We start from the raw sequence: 24,346 nt of genomic DNA, 5'->3' as shown, positions 1-24,346 counted from the left end.
ATGTTTATCATCAAGTTTTTACTTGGAGATAAACATATTTATTTTTTTATTTTACTAATCAATACTCTAATGCTAAAATATTCTTTGGAATATATAAAGCAAAGGTTACGTCTAATTCTCCTTGCAACACCTTAGGTGATTGCTTAAAAAGCTTGACGCCTAACTTAAGTATCATATTCTGCTAACACAGATGTTGCGTCCTTTCTTAAACGACCAGCAAAGTAGTTTTTGAAAGTGAATGCTTATTATACGAAAGTGTTGTAATGGTTTGTTTGAAACAAAAACCTCCGAATTTAATGTCACTTTGAAAACTCTTTCAAAAGTGCTTAAACTCGGAGGTTTTAACCCCAAAGACTAAACCTCTGTCTATCCATGCAACATTTTCGATTTTTAAATTATCTCGAGACAACCGTTTAATATATCAATTACCTCCTCTAGCATCTCCTTATTTAAATTCTCTATTTTTACATAACCCCTAGCCTTTAAATCCACCGCTTTTATTTGATCACACATAATAACACCAGTTGTTTTTTTCTTATTGTCCAATTGTACATGAAGTGGGAATGATTTATTTGTATTTGTAATAGGACAAATAAAAGCCATCCCACCAGTCCTTTGATTAAACTCATTATTGCTAACAATTAATGCAGATCTTTCTCCTCTTTGCTCATGACCTTTAGTAGGATTTAAGTTTATTTTTATAATATCACCTTGTTCAAACATCTACCACACCTCATTCCCTTCTGCTTGTCCCCAACCAATTTCAGAAGGGTTGTATTCTTTTTGATATTCTTCAAATCTTTCAACAAGGCTTTTATGTTTCTTTTTGAGTGGTTTTAATATAATTTCATTATCTCTAACTATAATCTCAACAATATCGTTTTCTTTCAAATTGCTTTTTTCAAGAGCATCCTTCGTAATTCTAACCCCACAACTATTTCCCCATTTCTTTATTGCAGTCTTCATAAAATCACCCCTTTCATTTAGTATATACTTGGTATATACTAAATGTCAACACTCTATTCAATATCTTCAATTCGTAATATCCATTCTGAATTACAGGCTATAGCATCATATACTACAACATCAATCAAATTTTTATGCTCCGCTACAACTCTCTTTATTAAACGTTTTGCTGTTGTAAGTTCTCCTTCATCTTTTGAGGCTTCATCCATTCCTGCCCTATAGGGTTCAAAATCCACTACTAGCTTCGCTCCATCTCCCACAGTGTACAAGGCAACACTACTATGAAAATTTCTTTCTTCGACCTTTCCTTTCTTAAACGCCTTTAAACAATGTTCGCAATTTTTAACTTCTGAAATAAAATATACATATATCATCGTTTGCAAGTTCTTAAATTAACTTAACCATTTAAGTAGTAGCTTTTTTCATTTCAAGAATATTATCTATCATGAGTTTTTATAAATTTCTACACCCTAATAAATCCAAACTTCGCACCTTCTGGCACGAAATTTGGATTTATGATAATTACTTCATACATTCAGGTTTTGGCATTTGATGAAGTTTAGGACTATCTAAATATTCCTGTACAATCCTTAGTGCCTCACCGAACCTTTGGAAGTGAACAACTTCTCTTTCTCTTAAAAATTTAAGTGGATCTATTACATCAGGATCATCTACCATATTTATTAAATATTCATAAGTTGATCTTGCCTTTTGCTCTGCTGCCATATTCTCTGTAAGATCTGTTATAGGATCTCCCTTTGATTGAATATATGCTGCTGTAAATGGATTTCCAGCAGCACTCACTGGGAAAATTGCTCTGTCGTGATCTGCATAGTACTCTTCAAGACCTGCTGCCTTTATTTCATTAATACTTGCACCCTCAATTAACTGTCGAACCATAGATCCTACCATTTCAAGATGAGCAAGTTCCTCTGTACCTACATCGTTTAATATGGCTCTTGCCTGTGGTGTTACCATTGAAAATCTCTGGCTTAAATATCTAAGGGAAGCCGCTAATTCTCCATCTGGCCCACCTGATTTAATATTTTTATAGTAAAACATTATTAAAAGTTGTTTTTTGAATTTTAACATTATATTGTTTTAGTAGCCAAAAATTCACTCACAGAATTGAACTATATTTATAATAGATAAGATATACAAAAGAACCCGTAGATTTTCATTATGCTTCCCCTCAAAATCACGGGCAGAACCTTTTATGTTTTTTTATTTTTATATTTTACACCTCATAACGCATACTTTTCTATCCCCTATTTCTTGGCAGTATTCTATACAGTCCTCATCCTGCCTGAAATTATCAAAAGAATACCCATTTTCCACTATATAATCATAAATTTCTCTTGAAAACAAAATATCCCAAGCCTCTTCATTTACATTAGGAAGCTTATTCATTTTTACTTCATTGTATATATTTTTATCACCATCTAACAATAAGACTCTAAATTGCTCATCTTCTTTATATATTATATACGATAGGCTGATTTTTAATATATCCTCAACCGCAAGACCTCTCTTTTCAATTAATAATTCTTTTAAATCTTTATTTAGATACAGCATCTTGTGATTATTAAGATAATTAGTTAGCTCTTTATAATTTTTATTGTATTGTAGTTTCTCTAAATCTATTTTCAAAAATACCGGCTCATTATTCTTAAATAAAACCAATGTAGCTTCACCTTTATCCACATACCAAATCTCATTTGTATCTACATAAACTACATCTCCTTTTAAATTCTTCTCACTAAATGCTGGAAAGACAAAAGGATAATCCCTGAAAAATTTCACACACTTTATAGTTACCTTTTGAGATTCTTTTATGGTAATAGAACACGGCTCTCCCCCTATGTCCTTGTCAACAATAACAACCTTTCCAGTATCAGTACAGTACATATAATTCATTTTACTTGATACAATTAAATCTCTTTTTTCTAGCCCCAATACTTTTTCTAATCTTCTCAGCTTATGATTTTTAAGATATTGAATCAAGTTGAGTCTAACACCAGTATTTTGCTGTAAATTACCAGTTAGTTTATATTTTAGGTTTTTTGAAAACTCAGTTATCTTATGCTTGCTTTTTTCATATTGAATTGATGAAACCCTGGAGGATATCATATCCATTAATCCTTTTACTCCATCGCTTACTTCCTTGGCTAATATTCCTTCTTTCTTTTTTCCAATTGAGGACCTTTGCGATGCGGATCTATACTCCTCTGGTAATAAGTTTATATCTTTCTTATTACCCATAAAATCACTCCTTTTTTTAAATATGTCAATTAAAATAATACATATAAAAACCAACCTATTAATTAATACACACAACTTATCATTCAAAATGTCAAGCAATCTTTTTATATAGTAATATTTGTGTCAACATAGTACAAATAAATTAAAAACATCTATTCCTCAAAAGCTTTGTTTTTTGTAAAATTTTATATCACCAACTACATTAAACATCCTTTGAGAACATATTGTCGCTGTCTTCATTTTAGCAGTTTTCAACACTTTGACATTAGAGCTTTTACCACAATCCAAGTACAGATTTTATTTATTTAAAATCATAGTACAAACCATTATATGAATATTATATTATATAAAGCTATATTAATCAATTGAGGTTAGGAAATATGTCAAAAATCGAGCTTTTAAATGATATTATTGAACTCTTAATGACAAGAGCCCTCTGCCATTGGGAAATATTTAAAAAAAAAGAGGTGAAAAAAGATTATGACTGACAAAATAGAATATATTCCTCCACTTGTCAGTTGTAACAATCTATCAAGCCTTGTCGACCCTCATAAAACCATTGGGAAAATTGGACTTAACGTAGGAGGATATATAAGAGTTTCTACTAAAAAGGAAGCTCAACTTACATCAATAGAAAACCAAAAAAAAATTTTAAATGAGTGGGCAAAAATAAACGGATATAACCTTTTAAATTTTTACATTGATATTAAAAGCGGCAGTTTTTCCTATTTGCGAAATGAAATGCAACAACTTAAACAGGATATTAAATCAGGTCTAATAAAAGGTATTATTGCAAAAGAAATTGCAAGAACTTCTAGAGACATTATGGACATACTTGATCTAAAAAGAAGCCTTGAAAGTGATGGTGCTTTTTTTATATCATTAAAGGAAAACTATGACAGCAGAGTAGACGATGATGAATTTTTACTAATAATTTATGCCGCATTAGCTCAAAAAGAGCGTAAAACGACTGCTGGAAGGGTTAAAGTAACTCAAATGCTAAAGGCACGGGAGGGCAAAACTAATGTTGGCTCTCCTGCCTACGGATATAAGTTGTCCCCAAACAAACAACACCTTGTTATTGATTTTGAAAAAGCAAAAATATATAGGCTTATTGTTGAAAAATTTTTAGATGGCTGGGGGCAGCTTAAAATATCCAAATGGCTAAACCAAAAAAAAATTCCATCAAAAAGGGTCAAAACTTGGCATACAAATACTATAAAGGCAATCTTAACTAACCCCGTTTACCTTGGAATCACAATATACAATGCCACAACCCTAATACGAGACAGCTCAGGGAAACAAAAAAGAGTTGTACGTCCTCAAGAAGAGTGGATAGTACGCCATAATACTCATAAGCCTCTTATAGCTTTTGAGGAATACAATCAAATTATAGACAAGTTTAAAACTCGCAAAAAAAAGTTTTGCAAAGAATGGACAGGGGAGAAAAAATATTTACTATCCGGACTCCTATATTGCAACATATGCAATGGAAAAATTTATGGCGGCAAACAAACTTCCTATAATAAAACAAAAAATTTTTACTACTATGTAGATCAAAATAGATATGGTATTTGCGACACCAAAACCAAGTACTGGAATATGGAGAAAGTCAATGGCCTTATTATTTCAAAAATAAAAAGCTTTTTTAATGATAGGGAATTAATACACAAAATTATAGAAAAAAAGTATCTCAACTTAAACCAAAATATTAGTGATGATAATTTAAAACATCTTGAATTAAATCTTAAATCAATACTTATAGCTATAAAAAAGCAACAGGAGGCCTACGAAAAAGATATTATTTCTATTGAAGAATATAACATAAGAATGCAGGAGTTGAGAAACAGAAAAAAAGAATTTATTGATAAGATAGATCTAGCAAATAAAATAAATAACAGTTCCTTTGACTCAGATAAAAAATTTGAATTTATTAAGTACAAAGTTTTTAATATAATAGAAAACCTTGATAACGCCGATTACGATATAAAAGAATTTATTGTAAAAAAAATAATAAAACGAGTGGAAATAAGCAGTGATTATTCCATTAAAATAGATTATACATTTGACTAAAAAATTTCACTACCCCTTATGATATAAAAACATTAAATCCGGCCCACCGTATTGTGTAACTATAAACTTTGCCATTTTAGGATCAGGTTTTTTTATTTTTACTGGATACTCCAGTTTTTTTTCATATACCCACACAAACTATCTCTCCTCTCCTGCAAGACTAAAATTAAAACTATAATTCCAAGGCCATGGATCACATATCCACTGCCATGGATATTGACTGCTTGATCTATACGAGCATAAAGGCCCATACAATCTCTCAAATGTATGCCTTAGCATAGCAGCTTGAGACACTACAGAATTATATTTACAAAGTGCTTCCCTGTCACATGGATGTGTGTCTAGAAAAAGTTGAAGATCTACAGCCATGAAATCAAGGGCAGTCAATTGTTTTAGCAACTCCTGTCTATTATGCATATTTTACCCTCCTTTAATTACATTCTCGGTGGCTTATAATTTTTATCCACACCCTTATATGGGCTGTATAGTTCTGGAAATGCAGTTCCTTTGTCTAACGATTCAATTGGTGAATAAACATTACACAACCTTTGAAAAGGAACATATGCTCTTGCAAGCTTTACATTTCTTAAAACAGTTTCCTGGGGCACACAAGGCATTGTGTGCATAGAGTACATCTGCTGCATGCCATGCGTATAGGGCATTTGAGACATACCTTTCATATCAGGCATCTCTGGATGCAGCCTCTCCTCTTCATAAGATGTTTGAGAATTTGAAATTTCTTCTCTAACATCATTGTCATTTGAAATATTATTTTCATTTGACACATTATTTTCGTCTGTTGACATATTGTTTTCGTCTGTCCATTTTTCTGCCATAATCACAGACCTCCTTAATTGTTATACCCTCACCGGATTTTTTGCACAAAAAATTTAAACTTATGCAAATCTTCCCTTTGGCAAGATATCTACTATACATAATATTAAGGATTATGTGAAATAGTTACATGTTTCTATTTGTTTTTAGCATAAATTAAAATAAGTTTGATGTTGCCAAGACATTTGACTGTTTTAAGTAAGGATACAAAATATACTAATCTTAAAATAGTATATCAGTTCTCGGCATCTTTGACTTCTTTAATTGAAATGTTATTAATGGTCTCTTTAATTTCGTCCTTTTTATCTATCTCTATATCTTCCATTTCATTCATATATCTTGCACCTGCAATAACAAATACTGAAATGGAAACAATAAGCACAATTGCACCTAAAACTCCTCTATCAGTTAAAACAACTGCACAAAGTCCTAAAGCTGCACTTGCTGTATACATCACTCCTACAGATTGTTTTTGCGAAAGTCCCATATCAATGAGCCTATGATGTAAATGTTCTCTATCAGCTTCCATGATAGGTTTTCTCTTTAAAATTCTTCTGATTATAGTAGAAGCGGTGTCAAATAATGGCAAGCCCAAAACCAATAACGGTATGGCTATAGAAAATGCAGCATATGTTTTCATCATACCTTGAATGGAAATAACCGCCAAAGTAAAACCTAAAAATGTAGACCCCGTATCCCCCATAAATATTTTTGCTGGATTAAAATTATACGGCAGAAAACCTAACGTAGCACCAGCAAGTATAGCTATAATAATTGCATCGCTTGCTTCTCCATTTAAAATTGAAATAAAAAACAGTGATAAATAGGATATAGAAGACACGCCTGCTGCAAGCCCATCAAGTCCATCTATAAGATTTATTGCATTAGTTACTCCAACAATCCAGAGAATTGTTAATATATATGATGATACATCATTTAATTGTGATACTCCGCCACTTGCAAAAGGGTTAGTGAGAGTTGTAATTCTCGTACCCGAAATAATCACAACAGATAATGCTGCCGCTATTTGAAATACAAGCTTGAATTTTGCTCCTAATTGCTTTACATCATCAATAATACCAATCGCCACTATAATAAATACGCCTACAAGTAGTCCTAACAACTGTCTAGTTGGAAGTATTCCTGATACATCTAAAAGTGCACTCACCACTCCAAACATTAAAGACACAATGAATCCTGAAAAAATAGCCATGCCTCCCAGTCTTGCAATGGGTTTTTTATGCATTCTTCTCGCATCTTTAGGAACATCAACTGCCCCTATTTTAAAGGCAATTCTTCTCACTATAGGTGTTGACGAAAAAGCTACAATAAATGCAAGTGCAAAGGAAATAATATAGTCGTATTCCACAATAAACACCTTCTTTTCTTAATTAGGATTTTAAAATCCTTAATCGTATCTTTAGTAAGATATACATTTTCCTCAATCTTGCTTTTTTAATATAACCATCTACTATACTATATCATTTTTTTTGAGAAAAAAGGTTATATTTCTTTAATTAATTTAAATCGTCACACTTTTTTAATATTCTCATATTTAATTACCCTAACACTTGCTTCTTTTAATAGTTCCATTGCAATCTTGTCAGGATAATCTCCTTTAAAAACAACTTTTTCTATTCCTGCATTTATAATCATTTTTGCACACATCACACATGGCTGATTAGTAACATACAGTGTTGCATCTTTTACGCTTGTTCCTGAATATGCAGCTTGAACTATTGCATTTTGTTCTGCGTGTATAGCTCTACACAGTTCATGTCTCTGTCCTGAAGGGACTTTATGCTTTTCTCTCAAACACCCAGTTTGTTCACAGTGCATACAATTTATAGGGGCACCATTGTACCCTGTTGCAAGAATTCTCTTGTCCTTTGCAATCAAAGCTCCTACCTGACGCCTTAAGCAAGTGGATCTACTCTTAATAAGCTCCACTATTTCCATAAAATACTCATCCCAAGACGGCCTCATGCAACCCCTCCATATTATTTGACTTAAAAAAATTTATTTTGTTCCAAATAATCTATCCCCTGCATCTCCAAGACCTGGAACTATATAGCCTTTTTCGTTTAAATTTTTGTCAACTGCAGCTGAAAATATGGTAACATCAGGATAATCTTTATTAATTGTTTTTATACCTTCTACTGATGCTATGAGGCACATAAGCTTTATGTTTTTTACGCCTCTTTCTTTTAAGTACTTTATAGCATAAGAAGCCGAACCTCCAGTAGCAAGCATAGGATCTAAAACAACTATTTCTCTTTCTTCTACATCGTCAGGTAATTTACAATAATACTCCACAGGATTTAATGTATCTGGATTCCTATATAAACCTATATGACCTACTTTGGCCATAGGTAAAAGTTTTAGTAGTCCATCTACCATTCCAAGTCCTGCTCTTAATATAGGTACAATACCTAACTTCTTACCTGATAAAACATTTGTTTTTGCTATTCCTACAGGAGTATCAATTTCTACCTCCTTTAAAGGCATTTGTCTTGTAACTTCATACCCCATCAACATAGATATTTCTAAAACAAGCTCTCTAAACTCTTTTGTCCTGGTATTTCTATCTCTCAAAAGCGACATCTTGTGCTGAATTAGAGGATGATCCAAAACAATAACATTTTCCATTTTTTCTCACCCCTCTTTATAATATTTTTCTTCTATTTTGCTTATTTTATCAACTCTTTTTTTATGCTTTCCACCTTCAAAGTCTGAATTAATCCATGTTTCTACTATGTCTAGAGCCAGACCTGCACCTACCACTCTTGCACCTAAAGCAAGTACATTTCCGTCATTGTGCTCTCTAGCCATTTTCGCCATATAACTATTTGCACAAACAGCAGCTCTTATACCGGGAACCTTATTAGCTGACATGGAAATCCCCAACCCTGTTCCACAAATGACAATTCCACTATCGCACTTTCCTTGTTTAACTGCTTCTGCAACTTTAAGTCCATAATCAGGATAATCAACAGATTCACAGCTACATGTTCCAAAATCAATATACTCAATATTTTGCTCTTTTAAATATTTAATTATTTCTTCCTTTAATTCATAACCTGCGTGGTCACTTCCAATTGCCAGTATCATATAAACCTCCATCAAGAAAATTAGCTTAAAACCCTATGGTTCAATTTAGCAGATGCTCCCCAGCCTGAGCACACTCTTTAGAAATATATTGTATAATATTAGGCTCTCTATGTCAAAGAATTGTTTGCCTCTTAGCTGTATTTAATAAGTGTAAGGAACAATATTTCAAAGATGTTTCTTATAATAAAATTGTATTCACTCTTTTTTAAGTTTTGTAATCAAACCATCAATAAGATATTTTAGTTGCTTTGCACACTTTTTATATTCTAATTCATCCATTCCATAAGGATCATTTACATCCATGCTTTCATCTTTTTTTTCATCACCTAAAACATACTCTTTTAAAGTCCAAGTTTTAACCTTTTCTTGGGGCATAATAGATAATATCATTTCTTTGTGGCTTTTTGTCATTGTAAGTATTATATCAGCCCTTTGTATGTCCTTTTCATTTAGCCGCATCGATTTATGGCTGCTTACATCAATTCCAAAAAGCTCTTTTAAGACTTTTTGGGCTTTAGGATTTGAGCCATCTCCATTAAACGCAGATATTCCAGCTGAAAGAGCTTTAACACCCTCAAGCTTGTCCTCTCCCTGTACAACATGATTAAATATCCCTTCTGCCATACAACTTCTGCATGTATTGCCAGTACATACAAAAAGAATGTTTTTCATTATGCCGTCTCCTTTTTTGATAATAATATTCTTAAGATATATGTACTATCTTATAACCTGCTGCCTTTTTCAACCTATTCATTATTGCAAGACCTATTCCCTTATCTTCAATTGCTTCTGCCAGTATAACCTGTACTCCCATCTCATCAAAATCTCTCAAAGCCTTGAAAAGATTAGCTGCAATGGTTTCTGGCTCCAGCCTGCTGCCTAAAGAAAGCACCTTGACTTTACTGTATAAATTTTGGGTTTGATCTGTAGACAAAACTCCAACAGACAGCCCCTTTTTTTTATACTCTTCTACTAAAGCATTGATTTTTCCTGCAACATTTAAAAGTTCTCCTTCTATTACAATTAAATCTGCCTCAGGTGCGTAATGCCTATACTTCATACCTGGTGATTTTGGAATAAAATGTCCCGTGCTCTTTTCTATCAAAGAAGGATCAATATTTACCTCTCCTAATAAATTTTGTAGCTGTTCTTTAAAAATTCCTCCAGGCCTTAAAATCATTGGAGGAAAAACTGTAATATCCAAAACCGTTGACTCCAACCCAATATTTGCACTGCCACCTTCTATAATAACATCCACTTTGCCATTTAAATCATCAATAACATGTTTTGCTGTTGTAGGACTGGGTCGTCCTGATAAGTTGGCACTAGGAGCAGCTACAGGTAGTCCAGCTTCCCTTATCAAGCTCAAGGCTATTTTATCTTTGGGCATCCTAAGTGCCACAGTGTCCAAGCCCGCAGTTACAGAATACGGGACACTAGATGTCTTTTTTGCAACCAGCGTCAAAGGCCCTGGCCAAAATTCATCCATAAGTTTTAAAGCATAATCAAATATATGCTCTGTCAAATTATAAGCTTCCTTTTTATCCCCAATATGCACAATCAATGGGTTGTCAGATGGTCTTCCCTTTGCTTCAAATATCTTCAAAAGAGCTTTTTCATTTAAAGCATTCGCTCCAAGACCGTAAACTGTCTCTGTTGGAAAAGCTACCAACCCTCCATCTCTTAAAACGCTGGCAGCATATCTTATCTTATCAATATCAATATTATTTTCATCTACTTTAAGTATTTCTGTTTTCAATTGCATTTACTCCTGTACAATTAATTAAGGCTGTTAATTCTTAGCCATTACTCGCTAAGAAATGCCTTAGAAACAACGCCTATTCTCAAGGACAAAATCCCGATGAACTAACGGGTTTTGGACGACGAGAATTGGATGTTATTTCTTAGCCATTACTCGCTATCGATATTATTATACCACAAACGATACCTGTTACATTACCTAATGACGGCAATCTTCCCATATATAATTTTTTTGACTCAATTATAAGTTCAGCATATACCACATATAACATTGCTCCTGCAGCAAATCCCAAACATACTCCTACATAGCCTGTAGATATTCTTCCTAAAACTGCCCCCAATAAAGTTCCCATTCCCATAGGTGTACCTGATAACAATGTAAGCATAAATGCTTTTTTAGAACTGTAACCTCCAAGCTTCATTGGAACAGCCATAGCAACACCTTCTGGAATATCATGTATCACAATTATCGCCGTAAGTAATATTCCAAGGCTTGCTGATGCTTCAAAACCTGCCCCGATAGCAAATCCTTCAGGAAAATTATGAAGGGCTATTCCAATTGACATCAGTATACCAGCTCTCAAAAGTCCCGACCTTTTTTTTACAGCTTTTCTACCATCCTTTTTGTTCATAACTTCTTCAACAGATATAATTGACAAAACACCTGCAGCTACACCTGCAAGTGTCAATACCAGCCCTGCAAAATCAATGGCCTCTGGAAGTAATTTAAAGCAGACAACTGCCGTCATAAGTCCTGCTGAAAATTCAAGTAGCAAACTCAAAAGACGTCTATTTATAGCACTTACAAAAAAGACTGTCAATCCACCAATACCTGTTCCTATCATCCCGGATACAAGCCCAATCAAAGTTATTTTAAGTAAATAATCCACAAAATCCACCCAAGCCCCATATAATATCCTTATATTATATTCACAGGTTCAACATATTAGAAATGCCTTAGAAATAACTTTGTATTTTAAAGGACAAAAATCCAGTAATTTAATGGGTTTTGGGCAACGAGAACCGAATGTTATTTCTTGGCAATCTCTTATTTACTTAAAAATTTCCCATTTTTATGAATTCACTTTTCCCCACTGCCAAGTTTTTCACTTTGCTCAGTTGTAATTAGAGCATCTATTATCTCATCAATATCACCATTTAATACATTCTCAAGTTTATAAATTGTAAGATTTATTCTATGATCTGTTATTCTTCCCTGAGGATAATTATATGTTCTTATTCTTTCGCTTCTATCTCCAGTTCCTACCTGACTCTTTCTTTCCTCGGCAATATCTCCAACTTGCTGCCTTTGAGCAATTTCATAAAGCTTTGATCTAAGTACGGTCATAGCCTTATCCTTGTTTTTATGCTGTGATCTCTCATCTTGACACGCAACAACTATTCCCGTTGGATTATGAGTTATTCTTATAGCTGAGTCAGTTTTATTAACATGCTGCCCACCAGCTCCTGACGACCTGTACGTGTCAATTCTAAGGTCATTTTGATCCACTTCCACATCAACCTCTTCAGCTTCAGGTAAAACAGCCACTGTAACTGTAGACGTATGAACTCTTCCATTTGCCTCTGTAGAAGGTATCCTCTGCACCCTGTGCACTCCACTTTCATACTTTAACCTACTATATGCTCCTTTACCTTCTATCAAAAACACTACTTCCTTAAATCCACCTATTTCAGTTGGGTTTGAGTCAAGTATCTCAGTGCTCCATCTATACCTTTCAGCATACTTAGAATACATTTTAAACAGGACTCCAGCAAACAATGCAGCTTCATCTCCACCTGCACCGCCTCTTATCTCAACAATTACATTTTTATCATCATTAGGATCTTTAGGCAATAGTAAAATTCTCAAGTCTTCTTTTACGACTTCAAGACTTTCTTCTGCTTCTTTAAGCTCTAGCTCTACCATTTCCTTAAAGTCCTTTTCCTGCTTTTCTTTAAGAAGCTCCTTTGCTTCTTCTATATCTTTATTTAGTTTTTTATATTCACCATATTTAGCGACAATTTCTTCTAAATCAGAATGTTCTTTCATTAGTTTTTTGTATTCATTCTGATCTCCAATTACATCTGGATCGCTAAGCTTATGATTAACTTCCTCATATCTGTTCTCTGCAGCCTGAAGTTTATCAAACATATTACACCTCTAGTTTTTTTACATATTAAAATTCCTAATCAAATATTATATCATGTCTTTATATTTTATACTACAAAAATAAGAATATTTTTTCACATTTATTATATACACCCTATGCACTCTAAGAATTTGAACTTGACTGACATATTTGTTACAATGACCCTACACTTAAAATATTCGAGCTATTATCATATATCTTTTGTCACCGTCAATACACCACCTTAATCCAAAATCTTTTTATAATTTATATGGTAAGTTAGTTTGAAAGGGGAATACAATGTACTGTTTTAAAAAACTTTTTTTAATTACAGTTATTATTCTGTTTCTAACTTTAATTCTAAATTCATGTATTTTTCACAATAATGAATTTGACTCATCCAACAGTGTGGTAGTTGTTTATAATGAGAATTACCAAACACAAAGATACAAGTGCTGGACGGGTACTGATGATGAACCTATAGAATCAGGTAATTGGAATGGTGTTACTGCAAAAAATGTAAGAAATGCTGCTGTTATCCGTCGAGATACTACCATATTTGTAGAAGACAAGAATATGGATGTATCCTCTGACACACCAGTTATTGTTCATTTTCCCAAACATCCAGAAGATGAAAATCGCAAAGCTGTAACAGATATTGGTTGGGAAGATAAAGAAAATCTTGATAAACTACCAGATGAAAATTGGGAAATCACACGAAATCCTGATAAACTATCAAATGGAGTTTCCATACACATTCCTGAAAACATACCTATAGGTAATTATCAGGTGCAAATTGGTGAAGATAGAAATAACTTTGTAACGGTATATGTTATATTTGACCCTTCATGGGCAGAAGAAACTTTGACAACTGATAAATATAATGGTTATATAACATGGGCTTATCAAGATAAATACTGGAAGGACCTTGAGGACAGTATGGAAAGTCCTTTTGACTACGACACCGATCAATTAAATTATGTTTTAAACCCAAATATTCCAAAACTAGAATTGAGTCTGAGAGGTGGAAAGGGAATTCACAATGGTATTTTTGGAGAGAGAATTGTTGAAATGGCAGTTAATATTCAAGGTGATAGCACAACTACACCACTTAAAGCAACAACTCACGCATATCAGGTTGTAGGGCAGCGACTCCCATGGAATAGAAATATAAACACAATGATTGATTCTGATCTTTTTTTAGAGTCATTTTTTAATGATGATTTGGCAAAAAAAGAACTGGATGTCTATACTGCTGAAAGGGCAGCATTAGGTCTTGGATGGAATAACCGTTTTGATGACAATGAACACTATATTGTAGAAAACTCAGATTGCAGCAACCACGCAAGTGCCCTTACCGCACTGATAAGAGCAATGGGAATCCCCTCTAGATCTACGTATTCAAGAAAATCAGCAGGTTGGTTGGAAACACATCACAGCTGGGCAGAAGCTGCTTTTAATAATCCTGACGAAAAACCTAATAATGAAGATTGGTGGAACGGCATTTGGTGGAAATTTGACAGCACCGACCCTTATACCGATAAAAGAGATATACATATGGGAATTTCTGTGGAAGGAAATATCACTCCTATAGTAATTGATGGTTGGGGAGACTACCTAATGAATGAATATCATCTAAACGAAACTCACAACGACAGAAAATATTGCACTTTAGCATTAAGACCAGATGAGTATAAAATTAAAAATCCATCACATTTCTTAAATAATGATTCATCCTTGATTTTTGTTAATCTGTTTGTAGATCATAAAGGCAAAAGCTCATATGATGGTGACTTTATACATGTAGACAGCAGCCATGGTTATGTTTTGAATGAATCCCAAAGAACCCTACAACCTAAAGGTTCTATTGATGATGGGAATGAAGAAAACAATCTTCCCCAACTTATTGACGGAGAATCTCAGCGTGGCATTGTGGCAGGATGGGGCTTTATGCTCTATGAAATTCCTGTAACTTCTCATGAAAAAATTGTCATAGAATCAGAAGTATTGACAGAGGGTGCAAATGAAATTGAGTTATATGGTGCCTTAGAGAAGCCTGTGTATCCTAAAGCTTTGCTAAATGAATCAGGGGAGCCTTTAAATCCTTATGAAAGCGATAGGTGGAACGAACAAAATTTTGAGAACTTTGTGGCTTCAGAAGATGGAGTTTTACGCATATTAAATCTAAAAAATACAACAAAACAATTATATATATTAGTACAGCTAAAGAAAACACCGGACAACCAATTAACCAAAGGAACAGAAGTTGCCTTTTATAATCTTTTTACTTCAAGATATCCCCTTGGAGATTTAGATAACAACTGAGCTATTAATTCTGCCTGCCACAGTTTAATGAGAAGATAAGCATCAAAGCTTACGATAGAGTCTTACAACAAGATAAAAAAGCGAAATGGACTAAATGCTCTTTCGCTTTTTTATCTATTAGGTTGATTTTACTAATAATTCATTTTGCTATTTCAATATATCCATTCTGTGTTTCAGCTACAATATTTACCTTCTTGTCAAACCCTTCATATTCATTGCTTTCTGCTTCAATAAAATTATTCTTCATTTGTTTACTTATGCTTTTATATGTCATTTCAGGTATTAAAAGATTAATCTCTCCATTGGTTGTATGTGCCTTTACCTTGTATCCTCTTGCATCCATATCATTCATATTTACTTTTATTCCCGAATTTACAGTATTTAAATGCATATCAATATTTGATGAATCTTCATAATGATGAATATTTTCAACTAGCACCTTTCCATTTTTAGTAGCTGCATTCATTTTTTCAGTTTTTATATGTTTTATATCAATAACTGAATTGTCTGCACTAACATCTATGTCTTTTCCTATGATATATCCAAACTGAATTTTACCACTTTTATTTGATACACTCAGCTTATCACTTGTAACCCCCATAAGGTCTATACTGCTACTGCTTGTAGATGTTTTAAAATTTTCTGCTAGGGCATCTTCAACATATATTTTTCCATTTTTAGTTACAAGACTTATGTTTTTAAATTTTACAGCTGGTAAAAATATTTCATGGGAAACACTTATATTACCTATTTTATTGTACTTGGCCACTACTAAATTGTCATTTTGCGAAAAATTTAAAATTTCATCAGCATTGTCCTGAGGACTTTTTATTACAGTTCTTATTTTTATAATGTTATCCACATGCTTTTTAACTAAAATATGTCCATTTATACCTTCAACTTCAATTTCCATGTTTTCATTTGCATTTTCTATTTCAAAAGACTTGCTTACTGATTTATAATTGCCAAAAACATTAAAAGCATTTGTATCCACAACACTCCCTACAAAGTCCACTATTTTATCTGCCACTCCCATAGTAGTATGTGCTACTCCCTTGCCAAACTTCTCCATTTTAACCGCAAACTCATCAACAGCTTTATCAAAATCTTTTTGATCATAATTCTTCTTAAATTCTTTTTTCCAGTCATTTAATTTATCTTTAACTTTTGAAACTTCCTCGTTGAAATTAGCTTTTTTATCTCTTCTTCCATTAACGTCACTTTCTGTTTTTTTCGAACTAGGCTCTATAGCTTCAATAAGCCTTGCCGCTTCCTCACTTGATATTTTACCTTCTTCTAACATTTTAAGTATATACATCTTTTCTTCACCAAATGACATAATTAGCCGCCTCCTTTTTTATTTTGTTATTATACAAAAATAATTTATTTTTTTAACATCTCAAGAGCTTCCTCAGCAGAAATCTCTCCACTGTTTAACCTGTCTAAAACCTCTTTCCTGTTAGCAGATTCAGATGCTCTATCATCAACTTTATGACCTAAAGCTTTTACTGCATCTTCAATTTTATTTTTAACTGTAGGATATGAAATTCCCAATTCCTTTTCTATTTCCTTTATATTCCCTCTGCATTTAATAAACACATCAATAAATAATTTTTGCTCTGAACTAAGTCTGCAAAACTTACATAAATCAAATTCTCCCTCAATGGTTGTATTGCATTTAGAGCATTTAATTTTTGTTATTGAAGTGTCACCATCGCATACAGGGCATTTCCCCAGTGCTTCCCTGTTCATATAATCACTCCTTAAATATTTAGTCTTCTGTCATTTTTCATTATATTTATTATAATAATATATTATTTAATGTTTGTCAATTGTGTGATAAACATTTTTAATTTTAAAATTAATTTTTTTAATTCTAATTGTAAACTTGATTGTTTTTTGCCAGATGGGTATTTGAAACAAGTGCACTAAAGTAACTTGGTATATCTCATATTAAAAATCATCCAAAATGCTCCAAATTCAATGCAAAGATTAACAACTAACCCTTCATCGGCATTGGTAGTACAACAAATAAGGGATTAATTGTCAAACTCCAATTTTATCAGAAAAACCTCCAGAAACTAAGGTGGAAGATACTAAATTAGTTTCAAAGCCAATTCTTGGAGTACTATATCACAGCTATAAAAAAGTTGCCTAACAGTTACAGCTTTTTCAATAGCTTATTTTGTTATGCAAAAAAAACAAGTGCCTTGGTTTAAATTACCAAAGTGCTTGTTTTTTGATAAAATAAGAAATAAGATATTTCGGATTCACTTTAAATTTTTCAGGGTAAACATTTGTAAAATATGATATAATAGAAATATAAAGACTTACTTGAGGTTTATAAAACATGAAATTGTACTTTGATATGAATGTATATAACAGAATATTTGATGATCAAAGCTAAATTAGAATTAGATTTGAAACGATGGCAATAGATATTATTTTTGAATTAATAGAGAAAGGCAACTATGACCTTTATTGGTCTTTTATCTTGGAAGATGAAAATAGTAGCAATCCTTTTCTTAATAGGAGAAGTTACATAAAATTACTCTCTAGTATATGTAGTGTGGCTATTTCACCAACTCCACAGATAAAAGAAGTTGCAAAAATAATTATAGATAATTCCAACGCTAGGATTAAAGATGCTTTGCATATTGCTACAGCTGCCTTTGCAGGATGTGAATATTTCATTACTTGTGATGATAGACTTATACGCACCTTAAACAGTAATATGGACAATATTCAATATGTACTTAATAATATAAAATTATTCAATCCTGTTGAGTTTTTGAGGAAGGAGATGAAAATAAATGTTATCGAATGAAACTATGAAATTTAGTGATAGAGAAATTGTTGAAAAGGGCTCTAAAGCATTGATAAAAGAGCTCGGTTATGCTGGCTTTTTAAGATTTATTAGGCAAATTGAAAGTAGTGGAAAGGAAGACTATTTGAGCATTCAAGAAGATATTTATAAAGATATGTCCCTTGATGATGTTTTTGAAAAGGCAAGTAATACGTGGTCTAATATTAAATAGTTAGTATGGATATTTAATTTTAATATACAAAAAAGGCTGATTTCTTTTAATAGAGATTCTGGTCTTAGTTATCTGCCAATGCAAAAACAGTCTTGGAAAACATTCCTTAAAAATCACAGAAAGGAAATTTGGGCTATGGATTTCTTTACTGTTCCAACTCTTTATTTTAAGGTGTTGTATGTCTTTATTATAATTAGCCATGACAGAAGAAAGATTGAACACTTTGCTGTTACAACTAACCCATCATCGGCATGGGTAGCACAACAAATAAGAGAAGCAACACCTTTTGGAAAAAAACCAAAGTATTTAATTCATGATAATGATCCTACTTTTACATCAAAGTTATTTCAAGATTTTTTATCTAATGCAAATATTAAGTCTAAAAGGACAGGGGTAAAATCACCCAGACAAAATGGAATTTGTGAAAGAGCCGTCGGTCTATTAAAAGCTGAATTATTAAATCCTGTTATTCCATTTAATCAGAAACATTTGGAGTATTTACTCAAAAATTATTTAAAAGATTATTATCATCCTGTCAGGACACATCAAGGACTTAATTGCCAAACTCCAATTTTATCAGACAAACCTCCAGAAACTAAGTTAGAAGATAGTAAATTAGTTTCAAAGCCAATTCTTGGAGGACTATATCACAGCTACAAAAAAGTTGCCTAACAGTTACAGATTTTTCAATAGCTTATTTTGTGCTGTAAAAAAACAAGCACCTTGGTTTTAATTACTAAAGTGCTTGTTTTTTGATTAAGTTATTATTGTTTTAAAAGTATACAACTGTATGTTTTACTTGCTTTGCTTGTTAAATATTGGTTCATATTTTGATCCGATTTAATTTTTGAGATCGGCAACTTGTTTTATTTGTTAAATATTAGTTGGTATTTTAGCTCAATTGATTTTTTGAAGTTGACAACAAAACAAATTAAACTTTAGTTTTCGTATTCCCAATATGCATACCTACATAAAGCCAAAACAACCTCGTCCCATGTTTCTCCTTTACATTTTTCTACTAACCTTCTAACAGTCTCTTGAACAGTTTTTTTGTTGTAATCATCCATTATGAGTAGTCCTCTACCTATTTCAATATGACTTCCTTCTAAAACAAGTTTCAACCTTTTGGGACTTGTCACATTAAATGTGAAAGTCTCAGAGCCTTTACCATTTTGAGGGCCAATATCAACTTGTACAACAATCCAAAAATCATCTAATTCATTGCCCCAATTCTCTGAAATTACATTCATTCCAACTATATCTGGTAAAACCATATTACGACCTCCTACTTATCAATAATTGTCAAATGTGCATTAAATACTTGACTTACCTTACCAGTCCTATCATTTATGGTATTAAGCTGGAAGTTTGCCTGATACTGATTCCATTTTGGTTTATAATCAACTCTAAAAGCTCTCAGACCATCTTCACTACTTAAACCTATTAGTTCACCTTTCGAATTATATAATGGTTTTGAGTTTGGACCAGCCCAACTATAGCCTGCATCCCATGCTTCAGAATACGTTCCGCTACCAATACCTGTATTACCTTTACCCGCTTCTTGTGCAGATTGGATAATATCCATTGGGTCACGTCCTATAGTATTACCCGTTCCCTTAAAAATTCCTGTATCTAATTGATTATAAATATTCATGCTAACCACATTAGGTAATGTATTTAATGCCATTAATTGATTAAGTGGAATATTTGCTAACGAATTTGGTATGCTAGGTACAATACTATAATTATTAGAGCTAATTATGCTTGGTAGGTTTGTGTCATTAGCAAATTTGATGCCATTAGGTATTTTGTCAATTATTCCAAATCTAGGTTGAGTCCCAAAAAGATGGTATTTTATTCTTTCCATAACGTTAGGTATATATGTATATTTTAACTTTGGACTATCTTTTGAAGTCTGAGTACTGTAATTCTGATTGTTTATTGTTATACTTTTTGAATAATTTGAATTATAAGCACCATACGCACCATATAACGAAAGTCCACCCATTGCCATCATAGCAATATTCATAGGTAATTTTTCGTATTCTTTCTTTCTAATGTTATCTATTGCCCCAGCTCCTCCACCAGTTACTCCAAGAGTTCCATATGCTATAGGTGCAGCATTCGCCATAGCAAATGCTGCTGTTTTGGAAGAAGCGGCTACTTTAAGTGAACCTGCTGCAACTACAGGTCCTGTATATACACATGTTGTAGCAACAATTCCAGCTGTTGCACCAACACCTGTTCCAGCATAAACCCTTGCTAAAACCCTTTCTGAATCAGTACCATGCTCATCTATTACTTCAACATGCTTCTGTTCTTTTTTCTCTGTTAAATACAGTTCTAGCACCGTCTATTGGATTTCCAAAAGGTATACAAAAGATTTCTACATAACTGTATCCCGTTGGATCATAATACCTAATCGGATTATTAGCAGTATACGCATACAAGTTTAATGTCAACGGATCATTCGGATCACCCCTGTATGTATCCTCCTGTAAGAACCTTGCAATCTTAGGATCATACATTCTTGCATTTAAGTAATACAGTCCTGTTTCTTCATCCCACTGATAGCCTGCATAAGTGATGTTGTTGTTTACATCTCCTGTTTGCTCTAAGATGTTACCGAAAGCATCATAATAGTAAGTTGCATCGATAGTTCCTGTAGCTACATTAATCAATGCTGTTACGTCTGCATGACCGTTGTACATATAGTAGTAGGACTCATCTTCAACAGTTCTCATTAAAAGGTTTGTACCATAGAGGTTTCTTGCAATCTGTTGACCTGCTCCATTAACCTCAAGCACTACCTTATCATACTCATATAAATATCTTGTCAAAGATCCGTTTACTTCTTTTGCTACCCTTAAGCCTTCACCGTTATAAGTGTTTACAACAGTTTTTCCATTAGCTTCTGTCCTTACCAACTGATTTTTATCATCATATGTATTACTTATCACAAGACTTCCATTTGTTGTGACTTCAAGCTGATTACCGTTGGCATCATAATCATATACAGTTGTTTCTGTTACACTTCCATCAACTCTTGTTGTTACTTTTTCTAAACGATTTTGTTCGTTGTTCTCATAAGTATTAACTGTTGTATCGCTATTATATTCAATTATTTCAACTTCTCTGTTGCCTGATGCATCATAGCTATACTCAGTAACCCTTCCATTTGGTTCAGTTACAGTTTTAAGCCTGTTTAAGTCATCGTATGTATACTATGTTTTACCCTTATTTACTCCATTTATATATTCTACTTTTTCTAATTGGTTACCTGCAGCATCATATACATAAGTGTAGGTATCCATTATACTTCCATCTGACTTTTTATTGGTTAGTTTGTAAAGCAGGCCATCGCCATAATATTTATATTCCTGTCTTGAGCCATCAGGATATTCTAGACTTTCTCTTCTTCCATCTTCATAGTAATTGTATGTTGTTGTATCTTGAGAATTTATATCTCCATCCTTTACAAGTTTAAGCCTTCCTACCCTGTCATATACCTTTGTTGTCTTATTGCCTTCAGGATCTGTTGATACCTCTGCTACATATCCTAAACTTTCATCATATATTATATCATAGTCAAATGTTATTTCGCCAATATCAGGTACAGTTTTTGATGTCACTCTTTGAAATAATAGTTCTTAGAAGTAAAGTAGATCTTTTAACCCAAAAAATTATTGATAAAAAAATACCTAAACCAACTGTTACACCTGCATATCGTCAGTTATTGGTTTTACTTTCAAAGTTTTATTCAAGATGGAAAGAGGATTTGGTTATTGTTAAGCCTGAAACCGTTATTGGATGGCATAAGACAGCTTTCAAGTTTCACTGGATGCGTAAGTCTAAAAAACGTGGTAGACCTAAAATTTCAAGAAAAACAATTGAGATTATCAAACGTATACATAAGGAAAACCCTTTGCTGTCACCTGAAAAAATACACGAAAGATTAGTTGACCTTAATATAACTGATACTCCTTCTCCAAATACAATTGCTAAGTATATACCAAAAGTTAGAAAGCCACCGAGTGAAAAGCAAAAACAGTCTTGGAAAACATTCCTTAAAAATCATAGGAAGGAAATTTGGGCTATGGATTTCTTTACTGTTCCAACTCTTTATTTTAAAGTGTTGTATGTCTTTATTATAATTAGCCATGACAGAAGAAAGATTGAACACTTTGCTGTTACAACTAACCCATCATCGGCATAGGTAGCACAACAAATAAGAGAAGCAACACCTTTTGGTGAAACACCAAAGTATTTAATTCATGATAATGATCCTACTTTTACATCAAAGTTATTTAAAGAGTTTTTATCTAATGCAAATATCAAGGCTAAAAGGACAGGGATAAAATCACCTTGGCAAAATGGAATTTGTGAAAGAGCCGTCGGTCTATTAAAAGCTGAATTATTAAATCCTGTTATTCCATTTAATCAGAAACATTTGGAGTATTTACTCAAAAATTATTTAAAAGATTATTATCATCCTGTCAGGACACGTCAAGGACTTAATTGCCAAACTCCAATTTTATCAGAAAAACCTCCAGAAACTAAGGCAGAAGATACTAAATTAGTTTCAAAGCCAATTCTTGGAGGACTTTATCACAGCTACAAAAAAGTTGACTAACAGTTACAGCTTTTTCAATAGCTTATTTTGTTATGCAAAAAAACAAGCACCTTGGTTTTAATTGCCAAAGTGCTTGTTTTTTGATTAAGTTATTATTGTTTAAAAAGTATAAATTTGTATGTTGTGCTTGCTTCGTTTGTTAAATGTTAGTGCATATTTTAGCCCAATTGAATTTTTGAGACTTACAGCCTGAATTCCAATAACTTTGGAAAGAACCTCTTTGACGTTTACTTTTAATGAATTCTCAGTACATCATCTGTTATATTTCCATTTAAATCATAAAATAACTGATACACCCCTATTTCTTCATCATTATATAACACTTTCAACTCTATTACCACATTGCAATAATCTAGTTCTGGCCAATTATATCCTTTTAGCGATACACTGTGAAGCCAAGTTTCTATCTTACTTGAATCATAACAGTCAAAGAGTTCATTAAATTCCTCTGGATGCTCGTTTTTATATTCATTAAAATAATCATAAAAATATTCAACACCTTTAGCTTCAATATTATATTTTTTCATAAATTTTTTTAGTTCTTTAACACGCATTATTCATCACCTTCTTAATGAGTCCCAAATTTTATAAATTCTATCACTCCATCTGAGTTTTCATTGCCATAAATTCGAAAATCACCTACCCCTTTGCCTGTTATTTTTATTTCATAATCATAAGAAATGTCTTTGTATTTAAATCCCTTAATGTCTTTTATTCCTTCCTGTCCTCGCGGACCTACAATTCCTTTATCAGCAGCATTTTCAAATTTTCCCCTTAGACCTTTAATTTTCTTTTTCTTTACCTCCTTCCAAACCTTTTCAGATATTTTATATTTAACCTTTGTCTCATTATTATCAAATTGGTTTCCTCCAGTACCAGAACCCACTGAAGAAGAGAAGAATACTGAAGTAGTTGCTAATTCTGATGGAATTATTAATACTGTTTCATTAGCTAAGGCTACACTTCCATCAAGACTAAATCTTGTTGTAGTTTGATTTAACTGAAAACCACTACTTCCTTTATTTATGTTTAAGACGCTCTTTAGCCCCTTAGCTCCTAAAAGAGCTGTGGCAACAGCATTACCAAATTCAAAAGCTTCTATATTATCCACATGGTTTTCTACTACATTTTCTGTGAAACCTCTTTGCTTTGTTTCAAAAAAAGTAAATGTAAAGTCGCCCAATTCAGGAGCACCCGCAGAATAATACCAACTT

Annotated in this window: 30 protein-coding genes and 1 pseudogene; 7 read left to right on the top strand and 24 right to left on the bottom strand. The window is 32.8% G+C overall.

The window, feature by feature from the left end:
- Nucleotides 1-390 precede the first annotated feature (390 nt).
- The 5 genes from RBH29_RS14760 to RBH29_RS14740 form a co-directional block, all read right to left on the bottom strand.
- A complete protein-coding gene (locus tag RBH29_RS14760; RefSeq protein ID WP_306697700.1) occupies nt 391-723 on the bottom strand; it encodes a type II toxin-antitoxin system PemK/MazF family toxin in 333 nt (110 codons plus the stop codon).
- The gene (locus RBH29_RS14755; protein WP_306697699.1) at nt 724-966 is read right to left on the bottom strand and encodes an AbrB/MazE/SpoVT family DNA-binding domain-containing protein; all 243 of its coding nucleotides are present in this window, start codon (nt 964-966) and stop codon (nt 724-726) included.
- A 53-nt stretch (nt 967-1,019) separates the two neighbouring features.
- Nucleotides 1,020-1,349: a hypothetical protein gene (locus tag RBH29_RS14750; protein WP_306697698.1), complete on the bottom strand. Its 330-nt coding sequence runs from the start codon at nt 1,347-1,349 to the stop codon at nt 1,020-1,022.
- Between the two features lie 139 nt (nt 1,350-1,488).
- Nucleotides 1,489-2,058 carry a manganese catalase family protein gene (locus RBH29_RS14745; protein WP_306697697.1) on the bottom strand — a complete coding sequence of 190 codons (570 nt, stop codon included), beginning with the start codon at nt 2,056-2,058 and terminating at the stop codon, nt 1,489-1,491.
- A 138-nt stretch (nt 2,059-2,196) separates the two neighbouring features.
- The gene (locus tag RBH29_RS14740) at nt 2,197-3,228 is read right to left on the bottom strand and encodes a hypothetical protein (protein ID WP_306697696.1); all 1,032 of its coding nucleotides are present in this window, start codon (nt 3,226-3,228) and stop codon (nt 2,197-2,199) included.
- A 480-nt stretch (nt 3,229-3,708) separates the two neighbouring features.
- On the opposite strand from RBH29_RS14740, the gene RBH29_RS14735 reads away from it, so the two are divergent.
- A complete protein-coding gene (locus RBH29_RS14735; protein ID WP_306697695.1) occupies nt 3,709-5,301 on the top strand; it encodes a recombinase family protein in 1,593 nt (530 codons plus the stop codon).
- Nucleotides 5,302-5,337: 36 nt separating this feature from the next.
- Here RBH29_RS14735 and RBH29_RS14730 read toward each other — a convergent pair.
- The 11 genes and pseudogenes from RBH29_RS14730 to prfA all read right to left on the bottom strand — a co-directional run.
- Nucleotides 5,338-5,436 (bottom strand): annotated as a pseudogene (locus tag RBH29_RS14730) (manganese catalase family protein); the annotation flags it as partial.
- A 3-nt stretch (nt 5,437-5,439) separates the two neighbouring features.
- On the bottom strand, nt 5,440-5,718 hold the full coding sequence (locus RBH29_RS14725; RefSeq protein WP_306697694.1) for a spore coat protein CotJB: 279 nt from the start codon (nt 5,716-5,718) through the stop codon (nt 5,440-5,442).
- Between the two features lie 17 nt (nt 5,719-5,735).
- Nucleotides 5,736-6,137 (bottom strand): spore coat associated protein CotJA, encoded by a 402-nt coding sequence (locus RBH29_RS14720; protein WP_306697693.1) that lies wholly within the window; start codon nt 6,135-6,137, stop codon nt 5,736-5,738.
- A 233-nt stretch (nt 6,138-6,370) separates the two neighbouring features.
- Nucleotides 6,371-7,504 carry an MraY family glycosyltransferase gene (locus tag RBH29_RS14715; protein ID WP_306697692.1) on the bottom strand — a complete coding sequence of 378 codons (1,134 nt, stop codon included), beginning with the start codon at nt 7,502-7,504 and terminating at the stop codon, nt 6,371-6,373.
- Between the two features lie 161 nt (nt 7,505-7,665).
- Nucleotides 7,666-8,121 carry a deoxycytidylate deaminase gene (locus RBH29_RS14710; RefSeq protein WP_306697691.1) on the bottom strand — a complete coding sequence of 152 codons (456 nt, stop codon included), beginning with the start codon at nt 8,119-8,121 and terminating at the stop codon, nt 7,666-7,668.
- Nucleotides 8,122-8,154: 33 nt separating this feature from the next.
- Nucleotides 8,155-8,784, bottom strand: coding sequence for a uracil phosphoribosyltransferase (gene upp, locus RBH29_RS14705; RefSeq protein ID WP_306697690.1), 630 nt, complete (start codon nt 8,782-8,784; stop codon nt 8,155-8,157).
- A gap of 6 nt (nt 8,785-8,790) precedes the next feature.
- The gene (gene rpiB / locus RBH29_RS14700) at nt 8,791-9,246 is read right to left on the bottom strand and encodes a ribose 5-phosphate isomerase B (protein ID WP_306697689.1); all 456 of its coding nucleotides are present in this window, start codon (nt 9,244-9,246) and stop codon (nt 8,791-8,793) included.
- Nucleotides 9,247-9,441: 195 nt separating this feature from the next.
- Nucleotides 9,442-9,918 (bottom strand): low molecular weight protein arginine phosphatase, encoded by a 477-nt coding sequence (locus RBH29_RS14695; protein ID WP_306697688.1) that lies wholly within the window; start codon nt 9,916-9,918, stop codon nt 9,442-9,444.
- 31 nt (nt 9,919-9,949) lie between these two features.
- A complete protein-coding gene (locus RBH29_RS14690) occupies nt 9,950-11,005 on the bottom strand; it encodes an L-threonylcarbamoyladenylate synthase (protein WP_306697687.1) in 1,056 nt (351 codons plus the stop codon).
- A 145-nt stretch (nt 11,006-11,150) separates the two neighbouring features.
- Nucleotides 11,151-11,897: a ZIP family metal transporter gene (locus RBH29_RS14685; RefSeq protein ID WP_306697686.1), complete on the bottom strand. Its 747-nt coding sequence runs from the start codon at nt 11,895-11,897 to the stop codon at nt 11,151-11,153.
- Nucleotides 11,898-12,088: 191 nt separating this feature from the next.
- Nucleotides 12,089-13,159, bottom strand: a complete 1,071-nt coding sequence (gene prfA / locus RBH29_RS14680) for a peptide chain release factor 1 (RefSeq protein ID WP_306697685.1) — start codon at nt 13,157-13,159, stop codon at nt 12,089-12,091.
- Between the two features lie 277 nt (nt 13,160-13,436).
- Between prfA and RBH29_RS14675 the strand changes: the two genes are divergently transcribed.
- Nucleotides 13,437-15,461, top strand: a complete 2,025-nt coding sequence (locus RBH29_RS14675; RefSeq protein WP_306697684.1) for a transglutaminase domain-containing protein — start codon at nt 13,437-13,439, stop codon at nt 15,459-15,461.
- A 139-nt stretch (nt 15,462-15,600) separates the two neighbouring features.
- On the opposite strand, the gene RBH29_RS14670 is transcribed toward RBH29_RS14675, so the two are convergent.
- Nucleotides 15,601-16,800 carry an SHOCT-like domain-containing protein gene (locus tag RBH29_RS14670; RefSeq protein ID WP_306697683.1) on the bottom strand — a complete coding sequence of 400 codons (1,200 nt, stop codon included), beginning with the start codon at nt 16,798-16,800 and terminating at the stop codon, nt 15,601-15,603.
- Nucleotides 16,801-16,844: 44 nt separating this feature from the next.
- A complete protein-coding gene (locus RBH29_RS14665; protein WP_306697682.1) occupies nt 16,845-17,213 on the bottom strand; it encodes a DUF2089 domain-containing protein in 369 nt (122 codons plus the stop codon).
- 676 nt (nt 17,214-17,889) lie between these two features.
- Here RBH29_RS14665 and RBH29_RS14660 point away from each other — a divergent pair.
- The 3 genes from RBH29_RS14660 to RBH29_RS14650 all read left to right on the top strand — a co-directional run bounded on the left by RBH29_RS14660 (nt 17,890) and on the right by RBH29_RS14650 (nt 19,171).
- Entirely contained in the window at nt 17,890-18,288 is a 399-nt protein-coding gene (locus RBH29_RS14660; protein WP_306697681.1) for a PIN domain-containing protein, read from the top strand.
- Nucleotides 18,275-18,499 carry a hypothetical protein gene (locus tag RBH29_RS14655; protein WP_306697680.1) on the top strand — a complete coding sequence of 75 codons (225 nt, stop codon included), beginning with the start codon at nt 18,275-18,277 and terminating at the stop codon, nt 18,497-18,499. Before RBH29_RS14660 ends, RBH29_RS14655 begins: the two co-directional genes overlap by 14 nt.
- A 78-nt stretch (nt 18,500-18,577) precedes the next feature.
- Entirely contained in the window at nt 18,578-19,171 is a 594-nt protein-coding gene (locus RBH29_RS14650; RefSeq protein ID WP_306697679.1) for a DDE-type integrase/transposase/recombinase, read from the top strand.
- Between the two features lie 266 nt (nt 19,172-19,437).
- Here RBH29_RS14650 and RBH29_RS14645 read toward each other — a convergent pair whose 3' ends face one another.
- The 4 genes from RBH29_RS14645 to RBH29_RS14625 all read right to left on the bottom strand — a co-directional run bounded on the left by RBH29_RS14645 (nt 19,438) and on the right by RBH29_RS14625 (nt 22,131).
- A complete protein-coding gene (locus RBH29_RS14645) occupies nt 19,438-19,773 on the bottom strand; it encodes an Imm8 family immunity protein (protein ID WP_306697678.1) in 336 nt (111 codons plus the stop codon).
- 11 nt (nt 19,774-19,784) lie between these two features.
- Nucleotides 19,785-20,849, bottom strand: coding sequence for a hypothetical protein (locus tag RBH29_RS14640; protein ID WP_306697677.1), 1,065 nt, complete (start codon nt 20,847-20,849; stop codon nt 19,785-19,787).
- Entirely contained in the window at nt 20,803-21,459 is a 657-nt protein-coding gene (locus tag RBH29_RS14635) for an RHS repeat-associated core domain-containing protein (RefSeq protein ID WP_306697676.1), read from the bottom strand. The genes RBH29_RS14640 and RBH29_RS14635 overlap by 47 nt, the downstream gene beginning before the upstream one ends.
- Before the next feature lie 264 nt (nt 21,460-21,723).
- Complete coding sequence (locus tag RBH29_RS14625) at nt 21,724-22,131, bottom strand: hypothetical protein (RefSeq protein ID WP_306697675.1); 408 nt, start codon at nt 22,129-22,131, stop codon at nt 21,724-21,726.
- On the opposite strand from RBH29_RS14625, the gene RBH29_RS14620 reads away from it, so the two are divergent.
- Both RBH29_RS14620 and RBH29_RS14615 read left to right on the top strand, forming a co-directional pair.
- On the top strand, nt 22,125-22,715 hold the full coding sequence (locus RBH29_RS14620) for a hypothetical protein (protein ID WP_306697674.1): 591 nt from the start codon (nt 22,125-22,127) through the stop codon (nt 22,713-22,715). The two genes, RBH29_RS14625 and RBH29_RS14620, sit on opposite strands and share 7 nt — an antisense overlap.
- Before the next feature lie 12 nt (nt 22,716-22,727).
- The gene (locus tag RBH29_RS14615; RefSeq protein ID WP_306697701.1) at nt 22,728-23,132 is read left to right on the top strand and encodes an integrase core domain-containing protein; all 405 of its coding nucleotides are present in this window, start codon (nt 22,728-22,730) and stop codon (nt 23,130-23,132) included.
- A 233-nt stretch (nt 23,133-23,365) separates the two neighbouring features.
- On the opposite strand, the gene RBH29_RS14610 is transcribed toward RBH29_RS14615, so the two are convergent.
- Together RBH29_RS14610 and RBH29_RS14605 are read right to left on the bottom strand one after the other, a co-directional pair.
- Nucleotides 23,366-23,686, bottom strand: a complete 321-nt coding sequence (locus RBH29_RS14610; protein WP_306697673.1) for a hypothetical protein — start codon at nt 23,684-23,686, stop codon at nt 23,366-23,368.
- Nucleotides 23,687-23,700: 14 nt separating this feature from the next.
- Nucleotides 23,701-24,346: hypothetical protein (locus tag RBH29_RS14605; protein ID WP_306697672.1), on the bottom strand; the 646-nt coding region annotated here is incomplete at its 5' end.

Origin of the sequence: Herbivorax alkaliphila, assembly GCF_030848475.1 — a bacterium.
Lineage (GTDB): Bacteria > Bacillota > Clostridia > Acetivibrionales > Acetivibrionaceae > Herbivorax.
This window is presented reverse-complemented; position numbering and strand designations above follow the sequence as displayed.